General features: G+C 49.0%; 15 protein-coding genes and 1 pseudogene. 10 read left to right on the top strand and 6 right to left on the bottom strand.

Features of this window, described 5'->3' with window-relative positions:
• Positions 1–34: 34 nt before the first annotated feature.
• Entirely contained in the window at positions 35–352 is a 318-nt protein-coding gene (locus BLS58_RS00530) for a phasin family protein (protein ID WP_090395604.1), read from the bottom strand.
• 16 nt (positions 353–368) lie between these two features.
• Positions 369–512 carry a hypothetical protein gene (locus tag BLS58_RS17335; protein ID WP_176764523.1) on the bottom strand — a complete coding sequence of 48 codons (144 nt, stop codon included), beginning with the start codon at positions 510–512 and terminating at the stop codon, positions 369–371.
• A gap of 357 nt (positions 513–869) precedes the next feature.
• On the opposite strand from BLS58_RS17335, the gene ilvA reads away from it, so the two are divergent.
• From ilvA to BLS58_RS00485, 9 genes and pseudogenes are all read left to right on the top strand, one after another.
• Positions 870–2,117, top strand: a complete 1,248-nt coding sequence (gene ilvA, locus BLS58_RS00525; protein WP_143018850.1) for a threonine ammonia-lyase IlvA — start codon at positions 870–872, stop codon at positions 2,115–2,117.
• Between the two features lie 12 nt (positions 2,118–2,129).
• Positions 2,130–2,885, top strand: coding sequence for a DUF3891 family protein (locus BLS58_RS00520; protein WP_090395602.1), 756 nt, complete (start codon positions 2,130–2,132; stop codon positions 2,883–2,885).
• A 515-nt stretch (positions 2,886–3,400) separates the two neighbouring features.
• Positions 3,401–4,519 (top strand): RNA-guided endonuclease InsQ/TnpB family protein, encoded by a 1,119-nt coding sequence (locus BLS58_RS00515; RefSeq protein WP_090395601.1) that lies wholly within the window; start codon positions 3,401–3,403, stop codon positions 4,517–4,519.
• Positions 4,520–4,727: 208 nt separating this feature from the next.
• Entirely contained in the window at positions 4,728–5,042 is a 315-nt protein-coding gene (locus BLS58_RS00510; protein WP_090395600.1) for a thioredoxin family protein, read from the top strand.
• Positions 5,043–5,051: 9 nt separating this feature from the next.
• A complete protein-coding gene (locus BLS58_RS00505; protein WP_090395599.1) occupies positions 5,052–5,477 on the top strand; it encodes a TlpA family protein disulfide reductase in 426 nt (141 codons plus the stop codon).
• Between the two features lie 19 nt (positions 5,478–5,496).
• Positions 5,497–6,635 (top strand): annotated as a pseudogene (locus BLS58_RS00500) (conserved virulence factor C family protein).
• A 2-nt stretch (positions 6,636–6,637) separates the two neighbouring features.
• A complete protein-coding gene (locus BLS58_RS00495; RefSeq protein WP_090395598.1) occupies positions 6,638–6,847 on the top strand; it encodes a hypothetical protein in 210 nt (69 codons plus the stop codon).
• 62 nt (positions 6,848–6,909) lie between these two features.
• Complete coding sequence (locus BLS58_RS00490; RefSeq protein WP_090395597.1) at positions 6,910–7,389, top strand: PH domain-containing protein; 480 nt, start codon at positions 6,910–6,912, stop codon at positions 7,387–7,389.
• On the top strand, positions 7,382–8,911 hold the full coding sequence (locus tag BLS58_RS00485; protein WP_176764522.1) for a PH domain-containing protein: 1,530 nt from the start codon (positions 7,382–7,384) through the stop codon (positions 8,909–8,911). Before BLS58_RS00490 ends, BLS58_RS00485 begins: the two co-directional genes overlap by 8 nt.
• 16 nt (positions 8,912–8,927) lie before the next feature.
• Here BLS58_RS00485 and BLS58_RS00480 read toward each other — a convergent pair whose 3' ends face one another.
• From BLS58_RS00480 to BLS58_RS00465, 4 genes are all read right to left on the bottom strand, one after another.
• Positions 8,928–9,887 (bottom strand): DUF2777 family protein, encoded by a 960-nt coding sequence (locus tag BLS58_RS00480; RefSeq protein ID WP_090395595.1) that lies wholly within the window; start codon positions 9,885–9,887, stop codon positions 8,928–8,930.
• Positions 9,888–9,964: 77 nt separating this feature from the next.
• Positions 9,965–10,900 (bottom strand): MBL fold metallo-hydrolase, encoded by a 936-nt coding sequence (locus BLS58_RS00475; RefSeq protein WP_245723006.1) that lies wholly within the window; start codon positions 10,898–10,900, stop codon positions 9,965–9,967.
• Positions 10,901–10,928: 28 nt separating this feature from the next.
• Positions 10,929–11,834: a hypothetical protein gene (locus BLS58_RS00470; protein ID WP_143018845.1), complete on the bottom strand. Its 906-nt coding sequence runs from the start codon at positions 11,832–11,834 to the stop codon at positions 10,929–10,931.
• Positions 11,835–11,854: 20 nt separating this feature from the next.
• On the bottom strand, positions 11,855–12,919 hold the full coding sequence (locus BLS58_RS00465; RefSeq protein WP_090395593.1) for a toxic anion resistance protein: 1,065 nt from the start codon (positions 12,917–12,919) through the stop codon (positions 11,855–11,857).
• Between the two features lie 238 nt (positions 12,920–13,157).
• On the opposite strand from BLS58_RS00465, the gene gltB reads away from it, so the two are divergent.
• On the top strand, positions 13,158–17,732 hold the full coding sequence (gene gltB, locus BLS58_RS00460; protein ID WP_090395592.1) for a glutamate synthase large subunit: 4,575 nt from the start codon (positions 13,158–13,160) through the stop codon (positions 17,730–17,732).
• Positions 17,733–17,736: the final 4 nt, after the last annotated feature.

Here is a 17,736-nt window from a genome sequence, read left to right as displayed (position 1 = left end):
CTTTTTGGGCACCTCTTTTAAGTGGCTCAAAATGCTAGGCGTTGTTATTATCAGCGTTTTGCTCAAGCATTTTCTCCAGATGGTTAATTTTCGCTTCGAGATTTTCGATGTCGTCACTGGTGGCAAGCCCCATATCATGAAACATACCTTGGACGCGCTCCTTGGACGCCTGGGACCATTCGTCTTCTTTTGTTTCACCTTTTTGAATGAGGTTTTCAGCGAACTCTTCAGCTTCTTTCGGTGTAATACGGCCCTTGGAGACAAGATCATCCAGATACGTCTGCACTTTTTCCTTGCCTGCCACAGCTGCCCCCAAACCGAGAAAAAAACCGTTTTTAAGCCATTCGTTCATGAAAATCGCTCCTAACTTAGTTATTGTCTTTAAACATCGAGAAGATAAAGTAGACGATCGTGACAACCGACAGTACCGTAAGGGATGTAACCAAAAATGGATCGCCTTCGTGAGGGGTCGTGGCAATATTGCCCATAACAGTCGTAAGTAGCGTGGTCATTTAAGATCCTCCTTTTTGGCAGATAAGTACAACCAAGGCTTTCGCCTATCATATCAATTATAGAAGGTGAGCGCAGGTTTTTCAATTCCTGGCAGCACGAACACATATAAATAATGTGACACTCAAGAGCGTCTTTCATTCAGCAGATAAGAAAGTATCTAACTTTCTTATTCATGCATAAGTGCAACTAAGGTTTTCGCCAGGCTTGGCGATAAGCCAAGTTTTCTTTACGAATTATAGGGGAGCCTTAAAAATCTTCTTGCTCAGCGTGGTATAATAGGCGTTGGATATGTTACGTTATAAGAATCATGAAAAAAATGAGGGCGGTCTGGATCTATGATGCGAAAAGAAACAACGATGGATACATTGCAAATTGAAGATATCATTATTGCTTATCAGACATTAAAGGATGTAGTAAAACACACGCCGTTGCAAAAAGACGAAGTTCTATCCGAACGGTATAATGCGAATGTTTATTTAAAACGGGAAGATTTGCAACTCGTTCGCTCGTTTAAACTGCGCGGCGCCTATTATTTGATGAAGACATTATCAAGTGAACAGATGGAAAATGGCGTCGTTTGCGCGAGTGCCGGCAATCACGCACAAGGCGTCGCTTATGCCTGTAAGGCTCTCAAGGTACCGGGCAGAATTTTTATGCCGACCACTACGCCACGCCAAAAAAGGGACCAGGTTAAACAATTCGGCAAAGACTATATTGAAGTTGTCATTACCGGTGACACGTTCGATGATTCTTACGCGGAGGCGATTCGCTACCAGGAAGCGCATGACATGGCGTTCGTCCATCCTTTTAACAACGAAAAAACGATCGCCGGTCAAGGGACGGTGGGAATGGAGATTATGAACGATATCGATGAAAATATCGATTATCTATTCAGCTCGATCGGCGGGGGCGGTTTGATTTCCGGATTGAGTACGTACGTTAAGTCCATTAGTCCCGATACGAATATTATCGGCGTTGAACCGGCAGGCGCCCCCTCCATGAAAACCTCTCTGGCCAACAACGAAGTCACGGAGTTACAGGAAATGGACAAGTTTGTGGATGGTGCTTCGGTTAAGCGCGTGGGGGATCTTTCCTACAATATTAGCCGGCATCTCATCGATGACATCGTCCTCGCGCCGGAAGGGAAGATTTGTACAACGATACTGGAACTGTACAATCAACACGCGATTGTCGCTGAACCGGCCGGAGCGATGCCGATCACTGCCCTTGATTTTTACAAGGATGAAATCGAAGGCAAAACCGTGGTCTGTGTCGTCAGCGGTGGGAACAATGACATCGGGCGCATGGCCGAAATGCGCGAACGCTCCATGGTATATGAAGGTCTGCAACATTACTTCATCATCAACTTCCCGCAACGGGCCGGCGCCTTGCGAGAATTTCTCAATGATGTGTTGGGCCCCAATGATGACATTACCCGGTTTGACTATACGAAGAAAAATAACAAATCGATCGCGCCGGCACTCGTAGGCATAGAGTTGAATTCTGCCAGTGATTATCCGGTATTGATCGAGCGCATGAAAGCGGAAGGCTTTATCGTCGATGAAATCTCCGCGGAAGATAACATGTTCAATTTTGTGCTATAGGGGAGTGGTTGCATGATTATAAGGAACGAAGAGAAGCACTGGGTATGCATCCACCAGGATGAACACGCGCGTTTAAGTGCCGAGCTTTATAATAACTGGGGAGATGCCCGGATCCGGGATAAGGCATGGGCGCAAACGCTGCACACCGCCATCGCGGAACACGACCGGGCCTGGATCCCGCTTGATACCCATCCGTTATGGAATGAAAGCGACGGGCGCCCCTTTGATTTCACGAATTACCCTGAAGCTGAAAAGATTGAAGCTTATCGCACCGGTATCGAGGAGACGGAGTTAATCAACGAAAAGGCAGGCTTACTCGTCAGCCGTCATTTGCATTCTTTTTTTGATTCGATCGCGACAGCGGCGGCCGAAAAGTTTCAAAAGAGCGAGGAAAAACGTTGGGATCGCTTGCGAGGTAGGGGGGAGACCGCCTATGAACAAGAGGCGCTTCCGATTCTGAAAATGTGCGATGAACTATCTTTATTTGCCTGCATGAACCGACCGGGTGCTGTCAAGGAAGATGAAGTGCCCTGGTTTCGCGACGGTTTCTCGCTGTCTTTTGCTTTTTTGGATCATCGCACCGTCGTTCCTGCCTGGAAAAATGATCGGGAGATTGACTTAACCCCGTCACCCCTCTCTGCCGAGGTACGTTTTCCACTGAAACAACGTCTCGTCCTTAAAGAGACAGTGCAGGAAAAGGGCTGGTTACAAGCCTATCTTGAGACGCCTGTAACGACGCAGATCGTCGTTTTTAGAAGTGAGAGGTGAGAAAAAAGCCGCGCCGTTGGTGCACTTTTTCGGTCATCTCCTTGCGATAGACGCTCCAACGATCACGGTTGGAGCATTTTTTAAGTCATCTCATCGCGATACGCGTTTCAGCACACTTCACCCGCGGGTAGTGAAGCCATAAACCAGCCGATCCTGGCAGCCGATGGCGCCACTCGTAGATAGTGAAGCCATAATAAAGCAGAACCAATTTGATTATGGCGTCACCCGCGGATAGTGAAGCCATAAACCGTCCGATCCTAGGAGCCAATGGCGTCACCACCAAAAGATATCTCCACGCACGGACATCCGTGACTAATATTTGGACTTTGACGAAACCGTGTGAATGGACCGGTTCCGTCGTTTTCGGTAAGGATACCCCCACCTCTTAGCGTAGTGTAGGTGGGGGAGGCATTGCCGTTGGCGAAAGCCAACCTTGCCTTCCTCCTTCCGTTCTGATTGTCCTCATTCTACTGATTATCGTGTATAATAATAGTAGTGAAAGGTGGTGATAACCTATGAAACTGACGTTGACCGCGAAAATTAAAATCAATCCAACGGACGAACAGGAACAATTACTAGCAAAAACCGTTCGTGCCTATCGAGAAGCCTGCAACGTGGTATCTAGTGTCATCTTTGAGTCTAAGCTGCTCGTACAGGCAACTCTCCACAAGATGACATATCGGGACCTTCGTTCCAATCTCGGTTTGAAATCACAAATGGCACAGTCTGTTTTAAAAACTGTGATTGCCAAATACAAGACGAATCATAGCAACGGTCACGAATGGACGAAAGTACGGTTCAAGAAACCCCAGTACGATTTAGTATTCAACCGTGACTACGCCCTAAAAGAAGGGTGGTTTTCCGTCAATACGCTTGCTGGACGAATCAAAGTGACGTTTGAAACTAAAGGACTTGAACAGTATTTTGACGGGACCTGGACATTCGGTACAGCTAAACTCGTCAACAAATACGGCAAATGGTTTCTGCACATTCCCGTCACAAAAGAAGTTGAGGAAGCTGATCTGGCAAATATCCATCAAGTTGTTGCTATTGATATGGGGATTAACTTTGTCGCAACCTCCTATGATTCAAATAGTGACACCACTTTTTTCAAAGGTCGGCCCATCAAGCATAAACGTGCGAAATACAAGCAACTCCGAAAGGAACTCCAACAAAAGCAAACGCCTTCTGCCCGCCGAAAACTAAAACAAATCGGGCAACGAGAAAACCGTTGGATGCAGGACGTCAATCACTGCATCAGTAAGGCACTCGTTCAAACGTACGGGCAAGATACGCTTTTTGTTGTTGAGGACTTAACCGGTGTGCGAGCCGCAACGGAAAAGGTGCGTGTCAAAGACCGTTATCAAACGGTGTCGTGGTCATTCTATGACCTAAGGCAAAAGATTGAATATAAAGCCTTGAAAGCACAAGCGAAAATGATCGCTGTCGATCCGGCATACACCTCACAAACGTGTCCGAAATGCGGTCACACAGAGAAAGCGAATCGCCATAAAAAGACCCATACGTTCTGCTGTAAGACGTGTCGGTACATATCGAATGATGACCGTATCGGTGCGATGAACCTTCAACGAAAAGGAATAGAGTACATCGTTGAAGAAACGGCCCGAACATGATTCGGGTGGTTGGGTAGCTGTCAACCTGCCCCGATGTGACATCATGCTAAGATAGGAGATCGCAAGATCGCTCGCACTATTGGGTCGTCACAAGCCCCCCCTCTTCAGAACCCGTTAGGGTTTAAGTGGCGGGTAGTTGACTTGTGGCCCTTCGGCTCATCATGTAAAATGAAAGTGGCATGCTTGTGAGGAAAGGTGTGACATTTTTTTGTTAGCGGAAATAAGCGCACGCGATTGGTATAAAATTGAGCCGCTTGAATACACGGCTTTATTGATCACCTCGCCCTTTTGCCAAACGTGCACGCTTGCCGAGAAAATGGTCGAAGAGGCGAAAAACATCGAAGGGCGGACGAACATCTATAAACTCAACTTGCAATTGGCACCGGACTTCGCGTATGAATACAAGATTCAATCCGTGCCGATGCTGTTGCTTTTTCACCGTCAAACCCTTGTGGCTCGCTTATCGCCGATCAAACATACAGGGAACATTTTACATTTTCTTACCAATAACCGCGAGGAGTAAATAGTTAATATGAAACAAGCACCGGCTTTTTCTCTATATAATCCTTATAAAGAACGGGAAGTGACGAACGAAGACTTTGCCGGGACGCCGCTGTTATTAACGTTCTGGACGTCCTGGTGCCCGGATTCCCAACGTGATCTGCAAAAGAAGGAAGCCTTGTATCCCAAAATCGATAAGAGCGCGTTGGCGATGCTGAACGTTAATGTGCCGGGCAGGGAGCGCGCGCCTCAAGCCGGACAGAAGTACGTGGAGTCCCACGAACTGCTGATCCCAATGGTAGAAGACGCAGGCACGGATGCCTATGAACGCTACCAGTGCCAAGGGGTTCCCACTACGGTTTTAATCACGGCAGATGGAAAGGTTGCCAGACAATTTGGCGACAAAACCCCTTTTGAAGATATTATGTACCACATGGCCAAACTCGTAGATATCTAAACGAAGGGAGGTAACAATGATGAAAATTACCGGGATCGAACCGACGCCGAGCCCGCATACGATGAAGCTGACGCTGGATGAGCAGTTGCCGGGTGGAAAAAGCGGCAATTACACACACGATAACAAGGACGATGCCCCTCGGCAAATTCAGCAATTGTTTGACATTGACGGCATCAAGGGCGTGTACCACGTCGCCGATTTTCTCGCATTGGAACGGAAACCGAAAGCGAATTGGGAAGAGGTACTGGCTGAAGCAAGAAAAGTTTTTGGACAACAAGCGGAGAAGGCTTCCGGCCCATCTTCTGCGGGGACCGATCATTTCGGCGAGATTCAAGTGCAGGTACAAGTGTATAAGTATATCCCGATGCAAATTAAATTACTTACGGGGGATGAGGAAAAACGCGTAGGCTTACCCGAGCGTTTTACCGAAGCAGCATTTGCGGCCGCCGGAGAACAGGGAAATATCGTTTTCGAACGAAAATGGGAAGAACGAAGCGCGCGTTTTGGCCATGATTTGGAAGCCATCGGAACCGAGGTTGCTGAAGAAATCGCCGCCGCTTATAGCCAGGAGAGGCTCGATCAACTCGTGCAGTGGGGAGACCCCAGTCAAACCGACCCCGGACATCGCCCCCAACCGCTCACAGTAACAAAGGAAATGATACAGGACCCTGATTGGCGCAACCGCTACGCTTCCCTGGATCAAATGGACCCCGGGGAAGAAGATCTGCCGGTGCTGGATATGGCCCTGGATGATGAAAAACAATCGGTTCGGAGACTGGCAACGACGTTAATCGGAATGATTGAAACGAAAGTGACGTTACCTTACCTCTATAAGGCGCTTAAAGACCGGGCGGTCACGGTTCGACGCACAGCCGGGGACGCCCTTTCGGACCTGGGTGAGCCCGAAGCGATGGAAGCATGATTGAAAGCCTGCAGGATAAAAGTAAACTCGTGCGTTGGCGAGCCGCGATGTTTTTGTATGAAGTGGGTGACGAACGAGCGATTGAACCGTTAAAAGCTGCGATCGGTGACCCTGAATTTGAAGTCGATATGCAGATGCAAATCGCCCTTGAACGTATAGAAGGCGGGGAAGAAGCGAAAGGTTCGGTATGGAAACAAATGACCGAATCCGTTCGGGCTGACCGAAAGGATGGATAAAGATGAACAAGGATGAACTCATCAAAGAATTGGAATCCAGGGGCTTGGATGAAGCCCTGGAATTAATCGCGGAAGCTGACCGGGGCGAGATGGATGAGCTCGAGCTTCTTCCTTCGCTGGGCTTGCTCGAGGATCAACGCTTAAATGATGCCGTGTTGCAATATCTCGAATCACAAGAGGTCGTAATAGTCTATACTGATGAAAATGAGTAGTAAAGAAAACTTGGCTTATCGCCAAGCCTGGCGAAAGCCTGCCTGAAAAAGGAGATAGCATGATGAGGGAAGCACCGGCAAAGCGCCTTTCCAAAAAGGCGCTCCCCGTCTGGCGAATCACGGGATTTCTGGAAAGTTTATTTTATTTAATTTTCCCGGTTGGGTACGGGATCACCATGGTTCTGTTTGACTGGCCGTTATGGATTTTATACCTTTTAATTCTGCTGTGGATCATTGTGGCTTTGTTGCAGAGCTTTATCGTACCGGCCATTCGTTGGCGAAGGTGGCGGTATGAAGTTTATGAAGAGGAAATCGACTTACAATACGGGGTGTTCATTATTCGAAGGACGTTGATTCCCATGATTCGGGTTCAGCATGTAGATACGGAACATGGCCCTATTTACCGCCATTACAACCTCGCTGCAGTGTCTATTTCCACCGCAGCTACCGTCCATCAAATACCGGCGCTCTCGGAAGACATAGCTTCCGATCTTCGTGACCAGATTGCCGTTTTCGCGCAAACGGCTGATGACGATGAGTAACGGAAAGCGCCTGCACGGCGCTACAGTTGTCATTATGCTGCTCAACCGCCTTCGGGATTTTATCATTCCGATCATCGTTGTCTTTTTTGTAGGTGCGACCGGCGGAGGGATCGGACTGTTTGCCATGGTTGCCCTGCCGCTATTGTTCATTTTTTTCGCTGTCTACAGCTTTTTATATTGGTTGACCTATTGGTATCGCGCAGAAGAACAGGAGTTGCACGTTAAGCAAGGGATCATCGTCAAAAAGCATCGCTATATCCAGCGACATCGTGTGCAAAGTTTTGATATGTCCGCGGGGATCCTGCAGCGCATGTTTGGCCTGGTGAAAGTTCAAATTGAAACCGCGGGTGGCGGAAGTGAACCGGATGTGCATCTGATCGCTCTCGACCGTGAGGAAGCTAAACGCTTAAGGCGAAAGCTATTGGCAAAGCCGCAAGAGGTTGAAAGGGCAGAAGAGGATGACGGTGAACCGGTTGAAACGGACGATGATGAAAGGGGAGAAGAAGGGCTCATCGACCCTGAAGAAGAGGTCGAGGCTTCCTGGGCACTGGGGTTTAAGCGTTTGCTGTTTGCCGGCATGACGTCAGGCGGTGTAGGGCTTGTGCTCTCCGCTGTGCTGGCCCTCTTTTCCCAGGTTGACGTCCTGTTGCCCGAGCAGTTTTATGAATCGACCATCGGCTTGGTGCTATCGGCGACGATCCCGCTTTTGCTGCTCGCTGTCTTTCTGATTGCTCTGTTCGCGTGGTTGATTTCCATCGTGATCACCATCGTTAAATACGGACAGTTTACCGTCGTCAAACGCGGGAATGATCTTGTGATTTCACGAGGGTTGCTGGAGAGAAAACAATTAACGTTGAAAGTTCACCGCATCACAACTGTTCGCTATGTTACCGGCATTTTGCGTCAACCGTTCGGATTTACAACCATCTATGTGGAAAGCAAGGGCGGCGGAAGCGCGGATGAACAGCAATCCACGATTCTCGTGCCGCTTATCAGCCGACGAGACGCTCATGAAGTGCTGGAAAAATTTTTGCCGGCCTTCGTTGTCGCTGACCGAGTTGAGCTCAAACCTTTGCCGAGACGGGCTTTGATCCGCTATATCATACGCGCGGTTATTCCGATTCTGATCATCATTGTCCCCTTAAGTATATTCGTCCCGTTTGGCGTGTATGGCTTGCCGCTGCTTCTCCTCGGTCTTTATCTCGGCTGGTTGCGACACCGTGCGGGGGGCGTCAATATTAGCGACGATTATTTAATGCTGCAATGGCGTTTGTTTAATTTGAATCGGGCGATTATCCCTCACCACCGCATTCAGGCGGCGGATATGGTGCAGTCTCCATTGCAAAGGTGGCGCCGGTTGTCCACCTATTCTGTCTCGATTTTATCGAGTATGTCTGGGAAAAGCTTCGAAATTCAGGATATCGAAGCCAGCCGGGGAGAAGATTTGCTCGCCTGGTATTCCCGGGAAGTGGAAACCCCTGATTTTACACGTGAAGAAAGAAAAGAAAAATCCCCGATATAAGGGGATTTTTCTATGGTTATTGCGATGTTTGCATGTTTGTATACGTGATCACTTGCCGTTCATTGAGGTCAGAAGTGCATTCAAAACGGTCATAGACATAATCATCCCGATCACTATGGAGCTTACGTTCATAGCGATGTTGAATCATGAGAAATGACTCGTTTTTTTGGCAGATGATGAAATTCACACCGCTGAATTGACGGTCTTCTTCGGCTTCCAGCAGTTGTCTTAACAGCGTATTGTGACATTGTACCATGTGTTTGCGCTGAAACCCATAGTAATGCATCAACCGCGCCAACGATTGCTTGGAAGGGGATTCCAGTTCATTGAGGAGGATTTGAAAAGGCTCAAACTGTTCTTTATGAATGCGAATGGTATCTTTAGGCTGCAAGCGAATACGTTTGCCTGTTGCCGTTTTAAATACCCACTGATTTTCATGCATCACCTTCGTCCAGCGATTGGCCTTGGTGTCGAACCAGTCCATTTCAAATGGACAGCCTTCCAAAGACATCTTTTCGTCATACGATTGTTCCTGTAAAATAATTTCCTTGTATTCTTCCGTTAAATGAAAATACAGGAAAGGATCTTCCGCTTTTCCGCGTTTATTGCCAAGATCCACGCGCAGTTCCTGTAATTGTTGTTTTTCTTCTTCCAGTTCCTTGATCGATCCGTTCGTTTCTTTTTCCAGGACCTGAATGGCGTTTAGAAGGGAAGCGCGGTATGAATGCGTGGTTTTTCCTGTGAACGGCCGTATTTTTGTGCCTGATACTGTAACTTCTTCCCCTTCCTGGTAGGGAGGATGAGAAGCTATACGCGCCGTGTTTACAGTGTGGATGCCATTGATTTTAACCGTTCCCTGCCAAATTTTATTTTCCGGTGTATCGATATCCGTTAATACTCCGTAACAGACACAGTCGGGATGGCTGTCGACCAATACGGTGTGCCCTTTATTTTCGATTGCTTCTTTGCGGTTCATGGAGGACCCTCACTTTGTCAATAACCTGTCTCTATTATAAAAGGAATCATCGTTATCAGCAATCAATGATGGTTCTCTCAAAGTCTACCTTTTTCATGAGCCTGGTATAATCCGAGTGCCGAGACGTGGCAATCCATTTTCAGCGCTTTCCAGGCCGGACTATCATCGGCCTTTTCGCCGTGAATATCGATAACGGACTGCAATAGTCGTTCGCTTAATAGGCCACTCGAACCCTGTTCATCTGCTACTTCCCGTGTAATTTTTATCCATCTCTCTAACCACGTGGCCGTCGATTGAAAAATGTTGGAAATTTGGTCACTGGCGCCAAAATGGCCAAAGTAAATGACGTTCGGTTTTAACGCTTCGATCCGTTTGTGGGACGTCTTCATGCTCGCGGTGTCATATTGGGAGGGCGAGGTCGATGGCAACACGAGCGGGGCAGTGGAATGAATCCCCCGGTAAAAAATGCCGACCGTATCCCCCGTAAATACTCCCTGCGTATGATCATCAAAAATTGACATATGATGAACCGCGTGCCCGGGCGTATCATAAAACGTGAGCGTGCGGTTTTTTCCAACGGGGAGGCGGTCACCATCTTCGCACACGTTTATCCGCTCTTCGGGAACGGGAAAAACGGGATCGAACAAATCGGAAAAGTTGGAGCCATACACAGCTTTCGCGCCTTTCACCAGCTTTTCGGGCTCAACGAGATGTTTTTTGCCCCGGGGATGAACATGAACGGATGCCTCAGGGGTGTCCTTGACGAGCTGCCCGCAGCCGCCGGCGTGATCGAGGTGAATATGGGTAACGATAATGTGCTGGATATCGGCCAGTGACTTGCCCAATTGCTCCAATCCGTTTTTAATTTGCGGGTAAGAAGGGCTGGGGCCGGTTTCAATGATCGTTAATTCTTCTTCATCGAGAACGTAAATCCCCGTTCGTTCCGGTAAGTTCAGGTCATAGCCGTCAATCACATACGTTCTGGAAGCGAGCTTTTCAATCTTTGCCTGCACTTAAGCGTCCACCTTTCCTGAACGAACATTAATCTTTATTCGGATAGCGTTTTTCATTTAATTTCAGCAAGTATTCAAAGCGATCGGTTTTGACCCGGTTTTCCTGTTCCTGTACATGTTGTAAGTTGAGTTCCATTTTCGTTAAGGCTTCATAAACGCGCGACATTTGTTCCGTTTGATCGTCTTCATCCAAGTCCCGGTAGGCGTCCAAAAGATCAGGGATATCTTCATCGATCATACGTTTCACCTGGTGCCGGTCCTCGATAGCCAAAAGATGCAGCGAGGGCGTAAGGGCATTTATTTCTTCCAAAAGTTTGTGTAAACGATTGGAGAGCGCTTGCGGGAGGTCAGCATCTTGCCGGTAAAGGTTTCTGACTGCTGTATCATACCGGGATTGTTCTTGCTGTTCGTCTTCGCTCGGTGACAAGTCTTCCGTTGTCGAGGCTGTTCCCGTAGCCGTCGCGGGGGCGTGTCCATCCAGCGCCCCGTCCAATTGGATGAGTTTTTCAATGACGCCGTGAAAAAATGGTGATTTTTGAATGTTGCGTACATGTGATTTTCCATTTTTCATGTAATAGACGAGGCCTTCTTTCAGCAGCTTTTTCGTCGGTTTCTGGGTTTGTTGACGGGCGAACGTGATCACGATGCGCTTCTTTATGGCAGAAGGAGAAAGATGGGTATCAAAACTCATCAACTTTAAGCGTTTTTGGCTGACTTTCAGACGCAACTTGAACGTTCGCCCATTTTTTTTATAGACTTGTGTCCCTTTCACCGGCCCTTTTTCTAGGACGTGGGTGATGATTTTATCAATCACGGCTTCACTTTCCTTAATGAGCGAAAGGCCGTTGGGATCCGAAAAGATATGATCATCAACCGCCCTGATACGTTCCGGTAAAAAAAATTCATGAAAGGAAGTTCCCAACCAATCTTTCACCGCCATCAACACCTTTTTGCTTATTCCGGTAATTTCGCCCGCACGTCCTGGTTCAATCTGTCCAGTTCGGCAATGAAATTTTTGCCTGATTTGACAATCCGTTCATTGGACTGTTCCGTAATATCAATCGCGGCCTGTACATCTTCATAAGCCTGACGAAATGACTCGATAGCGACGGCGGGTTCTTCCAAAGTTTTTAACGTCTCTTCCGTATTGCTGCGCAGTGTTTTTGCGTTGCTTAGAATCATGTCCTCGGTCGCCTGGTTGACATTCTGCACCGCGTCAATGACATTTTTCTGGTTTCCGAGGGCAAGTTGAATGGAGGCGGTCACCGTGATGACGTTTTTCGTCATCGTGATCGCGTTAAAAATCGCTTCCTCCAGTTTTTCATTATTATCCTTGATAAGGTCGACGGAAGCGAGGGATTGTTGCAGCACCATAACCGCTTGCGACATGTTCTGGATGCGGGTGACGACTTTCTGTTGCCCCTTTTGTAAGGGGGCCGGGTTATCGCGCCACTCTTCGGCGGTCATTTCCGCTTCCAGCATGTCGTTTAACTGTTTACCGGTCTCTATTTGTTGTTCCAGATTTTGAATGCGGGCGTTGGCCGTCTCCCGCAATTGATCAAGCATGAGATTATCGGCTTGCAGTTTATCTTTGCCGGCCAGCAGTGATTCGATAATGTTTTCTACCTGGCCTTCCACGGTTTTGTATTTCTTCGCGTATTGCTCCACCGGATTGCGGCCGATCAATTTATTGAGCGCTTTTTGCAGGCGCCCTTCTTTTAAATGTTCGGGTTCAAGGCTGGCGACTTTTTCGCGCAGGTCATATAAACGATCCGGGAGTTCATTATTTTCCTGCTCCAACATCTCGCCGACGGGCCGTTTCAGTGCTTCCAGCGATTCGCCGGCTTGTTTTTGTTCGTGTTCACCCAAGTCTCCCAGTTCATTAACCAATGTTGTCGCGTCATCGCTTTCGCGAAATTTCTCCATATAGCTTTTCGCAGCTTCACCTGCTCGCTCCTTGTCTTCTTCAGGGAGCTGGGTCTGGATATCTTGGTTTTCACTGTTTTGCTTCTCAGCCATGTCGTAACTTCTCCCCTTTCACGTACCATAAGCTATATCCATTATATCATTTTAATAACTATTCGTCGTCATCAGCGAATGAGTGCTCGTTTAGACAAAAAATATTTATATCGGAGATTCCTCATACCCCGCACCATAAAGCGCTTTCAACAGTTCTGAGGAAAAAAATAAAAGATTGCCGAAGGTTCAGATAAGTGATAAAATCAGTTTCACCACAAATGGGAAGAGGTGAAAACACATGCTGAATCAAGATGGAAAGAACGCCGGTCTCTATCGGGCGAATTTCGAACATGACAATTGCGGCATCGGATTTCTAGCGAATATGAAAGGGGTGCCTTCCTATACGATTGTGAGAAGTGCCCTGGATTTGCTGTGCAACCTGGAGCACCGGGGCGGGGCAGGCGCGGAAGCCAATTCCGGTGATGGGGCCGGCATCCTTTTGCAAATTCCCCATGAATTTTTTGCGGAGGAGGCGCAAAAACAAGGGTTTTCACTTCCTGCTGCAGGTGAATACGGCGTCGGCATGTTGTTTTTACCTATGGACGAGGACGAGCGGATCGCTTGTAAAGCGGAGATTTCGAATATTTGCGCGGAAGAAGGCGCGCAAACGATCGGATTCAGAAGTGTTCCCGTAAAAGAAGAGGGCATCGGTGCGATTGCTCTCGGGGCCAAGCCGTATATTGAACAGGTGTTCATTCAAGCGGGCGAAAAGCGCGATAGGGAACTGGAAAGAAAATTATATGTGATTCGAAAACGCGCGGAAAAAGAAGTGCGTACGTGGCTTGATGAGGCACAGCCGTTTTATTTTGCGAGCTTGTCAACGCAAACCATCGTATATAAAGGGATGCTGACGACGGAACAGCTCGGCCAGTTTTACGTCGATTTGCAAGATAAACAATTCAAGAGCACGATCGCTCTCGTTCATTCCCGATTCAGCACGAATACGTTCCCGAGTTGGGAACGGGCGCATCCGAACCGTTATTTGATGCACAACGGGGAGATCAACACGATTAAGGGAAATGTGAACTGGATGCATGCCCGGGAGTCTGTGTTCCGTTCACGGGCCTTCGGGGATGATTTGGAAAAGGTAAAGCCGATTATTGACGGCAACGGCAGTGATTCCGCTATCTTTGATAATGCGTTTGAATTCCTGACGTTATCGGGGCGTTCCATGGCGCATGCAGCGATGATGATGATCCCCGAACCGTGGCAAAATGCTCATAACATGGATGAGGTCAAACGGTCTTTTTATCAGTTTCATAGTTGTTTGATGGAGCCGTGGGACGGGCCGACAGCGATCGTCTTTACCGATGGCAATCAGGTAGGGGCCAGTTTGGACCGGAATGGCTTGCGCCCTTCGCGATATATCGTGACCGAAGATGACATTGTCGTCATGTCGTCGGAAGTCGGTGTTTTACCGGTGGCGCCCGAAAAAATCGTGCAAAAAAGCCGTTTGCAGCCCGGACAGATGTTACTGGTTGACCCTGAAGAAGGGCGTATCCTTCCGGACGAGGAAGTAAAAGCGGACATTGTCCATGAGGAGCCTTACGAGCAATGGGTCAATGAGCAAATGCTCACGCTTGAGGATATTCGGGAAAATCCTGACGCTCCCGGTGTTGAAGACGGGGAGCCCATCAGACTGCAGCAGTCTGTGTACGGCTATACCATCGAAGAAATTGCAAAACAAATATTGCCGATGGTTGAAGAGGGTACCGATCCGGTGGGATCGATGGGTTATGACAATCCTTTAGCTGTACTCGCTGAAAAACCGCAGCTTTTGTATAACTATTTTAAACAGCAATTTGCCCAGGTGACGAATCCGCCGGTCGATGTTATCCGTGAAGAAACGGTGACGGCTGTCGGTACGACCATTGGACGCGAAGGAGACCTCCTGCACCCTGGACCGGAAAATGCCCGCCATATTTATTTGCAGACACCGATTTTAAACAATGAGGAAATGGCAAAACTGCGCATTTGTGATGCGGACGGCCTTCATGCTTCGATATTACCGATGGTATTTCCCGTTGCCGATGGCGCGGCAGGGATAGACGCCGCCCTGGAAACGCTATTCGCCAAGGCCGACGAAGCGATTGCCGACGGTTCGACGCTACTGGTGCTCAGTGACCGTGATGTTTCTTCCGCTTGGGCACCGCTGCCCACCTTGTTGGCGGTGTCAAGTTTGCATCACCATTTGATCCGCAAGGGCACCCGCACGCGCGTCAGCCTACTCGTGGAATCCGGGGAACCGCGGGAAGTCCATCATCTGGCTTTATTGCTCGGGTACGGGGCGGAAGCGATTAATCCTTATCTCGTGTTTGCCACCTTTGCCGATCTGATTAAAAACGGGGAGCTCTCGTCCTATTCCTATGTGGAGGCGGTTGAGCGCTATATTAAAACGGCCACCAAGGGCATAATGAAAGTTCTCTCCAAAATGGGCATTTCCACGATTCAAAGTTACCGGGGCGCACAAATTTTTGAAGCGGTCGGTATCGATGAAAATGTTATCGATCGCCATTTCACCTGGACAGAATCCCGCATCGGCGGTATTGGTTTAGAGATGATCGCCCGTGAATCGCTCGAGCGCCATCAAAAAGCGTATGAGCTGCTCTACTATGATGAACTGTCGCTTGAGGCGGGAGACGACCAGCAATGGCGACGCGGTGGGGAAGAACATCAATATAACCCCCATACGATTCATATGTTGCAGCAAGCCTGCCGAACGAATGATAAAGACATGTTCAAACATTACAGCCGCGCCATCGATGAGCAAAATGACCGGCAAACGACGTTGCGAGGGCTACTTACTCTGAAGAAAGACCGCCCATCCGTCCCTCTTGAAGACGTCGAATCGGTCGAAGAGATTTTTAAACGGTTTAAGACAGGCGCCATGTCTTTTGGCTCCATCTCCAAAGAAGCCCATGAAGCGTTAGCGATCGCCATGAACCGGATTGGCGGACGATCCAACACAGGCGAGGGCGGGGAAGACCCCGACCGTTTTACGCGAGATGAGAATGGCGATTTGCGCCGCAGCGCCATTAAACAAGTGGCTTCGGGGAGGTTTGGCGTCACGAGTCATTATCTCGTGAATGCCGATGAAATCCAGATCAAGATTGCCCAGGGGGCTAAGCCCGGGGAAGGCGGACAACTCCCGGGCGGGAAAGTCTACCCGTGGATCGCGAGTGTGCGTGGCACAACCGCAGGCGTCGGTTTAATTTCTCCACCCCCTCATCATGATATTTATTCCATTGAGGATTTGGCGCAGCTCATTCACGATTTAAAACACGCGAATCCGGATGCGGCGATTAGCGTCAAACTCGTATCGGGCACAGGTGTCGGCACGATTGCCGCGGGGGTTGCCAAAGGGCGTGCCGACGGCATCGTCATCAGCGGCTATGACGGTGGCACCGGGGCAGCCGCCCGCACCTCGATCAAGCATACCGGCTTACCGTGGGAGATCGGGCTTGCCGATACCCACCAAACGCTGGTCATGAATGGCTTAAGAGAGCGGATCCGGCTGGAAACCGATGGCAAATTAATGACGGGTAAGGATGTCATCTTTGCGACGCTATTCGGAGCCGAAGAATATGCGTTTTCAACGGCGCCTCTCGTCGTCATCGGCTGTGTCATGATGCGCGTGTGTCACATGGACACGTGCCCGGTCGGCATCGCAACGCAAAACCCGGAACTGAGAAAGAAATTTCCCGGGTCTGCGGAGCAGGTCGTCCGCTTTATGACCTTTATCGCGGAAGAAATGCGCGAGCTTATGGCAGAGCTCGGGTTTAAAAGAATCGACGATATGATCGGGCGTACGGATCTGTTGCAGCAGAAAGCAGACATTAAAAATCCGAAAGCCAGACAAGTGAATGTAGAGCCGCTTCTATATCGGCCGAACGCTGACGAGCAAACCGCTCACGTCGGAGGCGGTCAGCAACAACATTTGGTTGCTGAGTCCCTGGACGTTGAAGTATTGCTGGACGAATGCCGACCAGCCATTGACAAACGACGGCCTGTACGGGAATCCTTCAAGGTTTGGAGTATCAACCGCGCCGTTGGTACCGTGGTGGGAAGTACGATTTCCAAAAAATGCGGACCGGACGGGTTGCCCGAAGACATGATTGACCTCACGTTTACCGGCTCGGCGGGCCAAAGCTTTGGCGCTTTTATCCCGAACGGGATGACGCTGCGCTTAATTGGGGATGCCAATGATTATATCGGAAAAGGGCTTTCCGGCGGTAAAATCATCGCAGCGCCTCACCCTGACACTCCGCTCGCTGCCGAGGATAATATCATCGTCGGGAACACGGCCTTTTACGGGGCCACCTCCGGTGAGGCCTATATTTCCGGCATCGCCGGCGAACGTTTTGGCGTGCGAAACAGTGGCGCGAATGTCGTTGTCGAAGGAGTGGGCGATCATGCCCTTGAATATATGACCGGCGGCCGTGTCGTTGTCCTGGGCACGACCGGCAAGAACTTTGCCGCGGGAATGTCGGGTGGCATCGCCTATGTTTATAATCCGAACCATACCTTTGAGCACCATTGCAATCAGGCATTGGTCGAGATTGATAAGCTCAGTGACGAAGATGCCAAAGAGCTACAAACGCTCATCGAACAACATGTCGAATATACCAATAGTTCACTGGGGACCCGGATATTGGCCGACTGGCCAACGGCTGTCACCCAATTCGTCAAAGTCATTCCGACGGACTACCGGAAAATGTTACAGGCGATTGAGGCATCGATGGCAGAAGGGCTTCCTGAGGACGAAGCAGTGATGGCTGCGTTTGAAAAAGGTAAGCAAAAAGAACCCGTCTAAACTG

Origin of the sequence: Natribacillus halophilus (assembly GCF_900100185.1) — a bacterium.
Lineage (GTDB): Bacteria > Bacillota > Bacilli > Bacillales > Marinococcaceae > Natribacillus > Natribacillus halophilus.
The sequence above is the reverse complement of the archived record's forward strand: the minus strand, read 5'-3'. Positions and strand labels throughout refer to the sequence as shown.

Excerpts from the sequence above, each read along its gene's own strand:
- BLS58_RS00530 (WP_090395604.1), bottom strand. The coding sequence starts at position 352 with ATGAACGAATGGCTTAAAAACGGTTTTTTTCTCGGTTTGGGGGCAGCT.
- BLS58_RS17335 (WP_176764523.1), bottom strand. The coding sequence starts at position 512 with ATGACCACGCTACTTACGACTGTTATGGGCAATATTGCCACGACCCCT.
- ilvA (WP_143018850.1), top strand. The coding sequence starts at position 870 with ATGGATACATTGCAAATTGAAGATATCATTATTGCTTATCAGACATTA.
- BLS58_RS00520 (WP_090395602.1), top strand. The coding sequence starts at position 2,130 with ATGATTATAAGGAACGAAGAGAAGCACTGGGTATGCATCCACCAGGAT.
- BLS58_RS00515 (WP_090395601.1), top strand. The coding sequence starts at position 3,401 with ATGAAACTGACGTTGACCGCGAAAATTAAAATCAATCCAACGGACGAA.
- BLS58_RS00505 (WP_090395599.1), top strand. The coding sequence starts at position 5,052 with ATGAAACAAGCACCGGCTTTTTCTCTATATAATCCTTATAAAGAACGG.
- BLS58_RS00495 (WP_090395598.1), top strand. The coding sequence starts at position 6,638 with ATGAACAAGGATGAACTCATCAAAGAATTGGAATCCAGGGGCTTGGAT.
- BLS58_RS00490 (WP_090395597.1), top strand. The coding sequence starts at position 6,910 with ATGAGGGAAGCACCGGCAAAGCGCCTTTCCAAAAAGGCGCTCCCCGTC.
- BLS58_RS00485 (WP_176764522.1), top strand. The coding sequence starts at position 7,382 with ATGAGTAACGGAAAGCGCCTGCACGGCGCTACAGTTGTCATTATGCTG.
- BLS58_RS00480 (WP_090395595.1), bottom strand. The coding sequence starts at position 9,887 with ATGAACCGCAAAGAAGCAATCGAAAATAAAGGGCACACCGTATTGGTC.
- BLS58_RS00465 (WP_090395593.1), bottom strand. The coding sequence starts at position 12,919 with ATGGCTGAGAAGCAAAACAGTGAAAACCAAGATATCCAGACCCAGCTC.
- gltB (WP_090395592.1), top strand. The coding sequence starts at position 13,158 with ATGCTGAATCAAGATGGAAAGAACGCCGGTCTCTATCGGGCGAATTTC.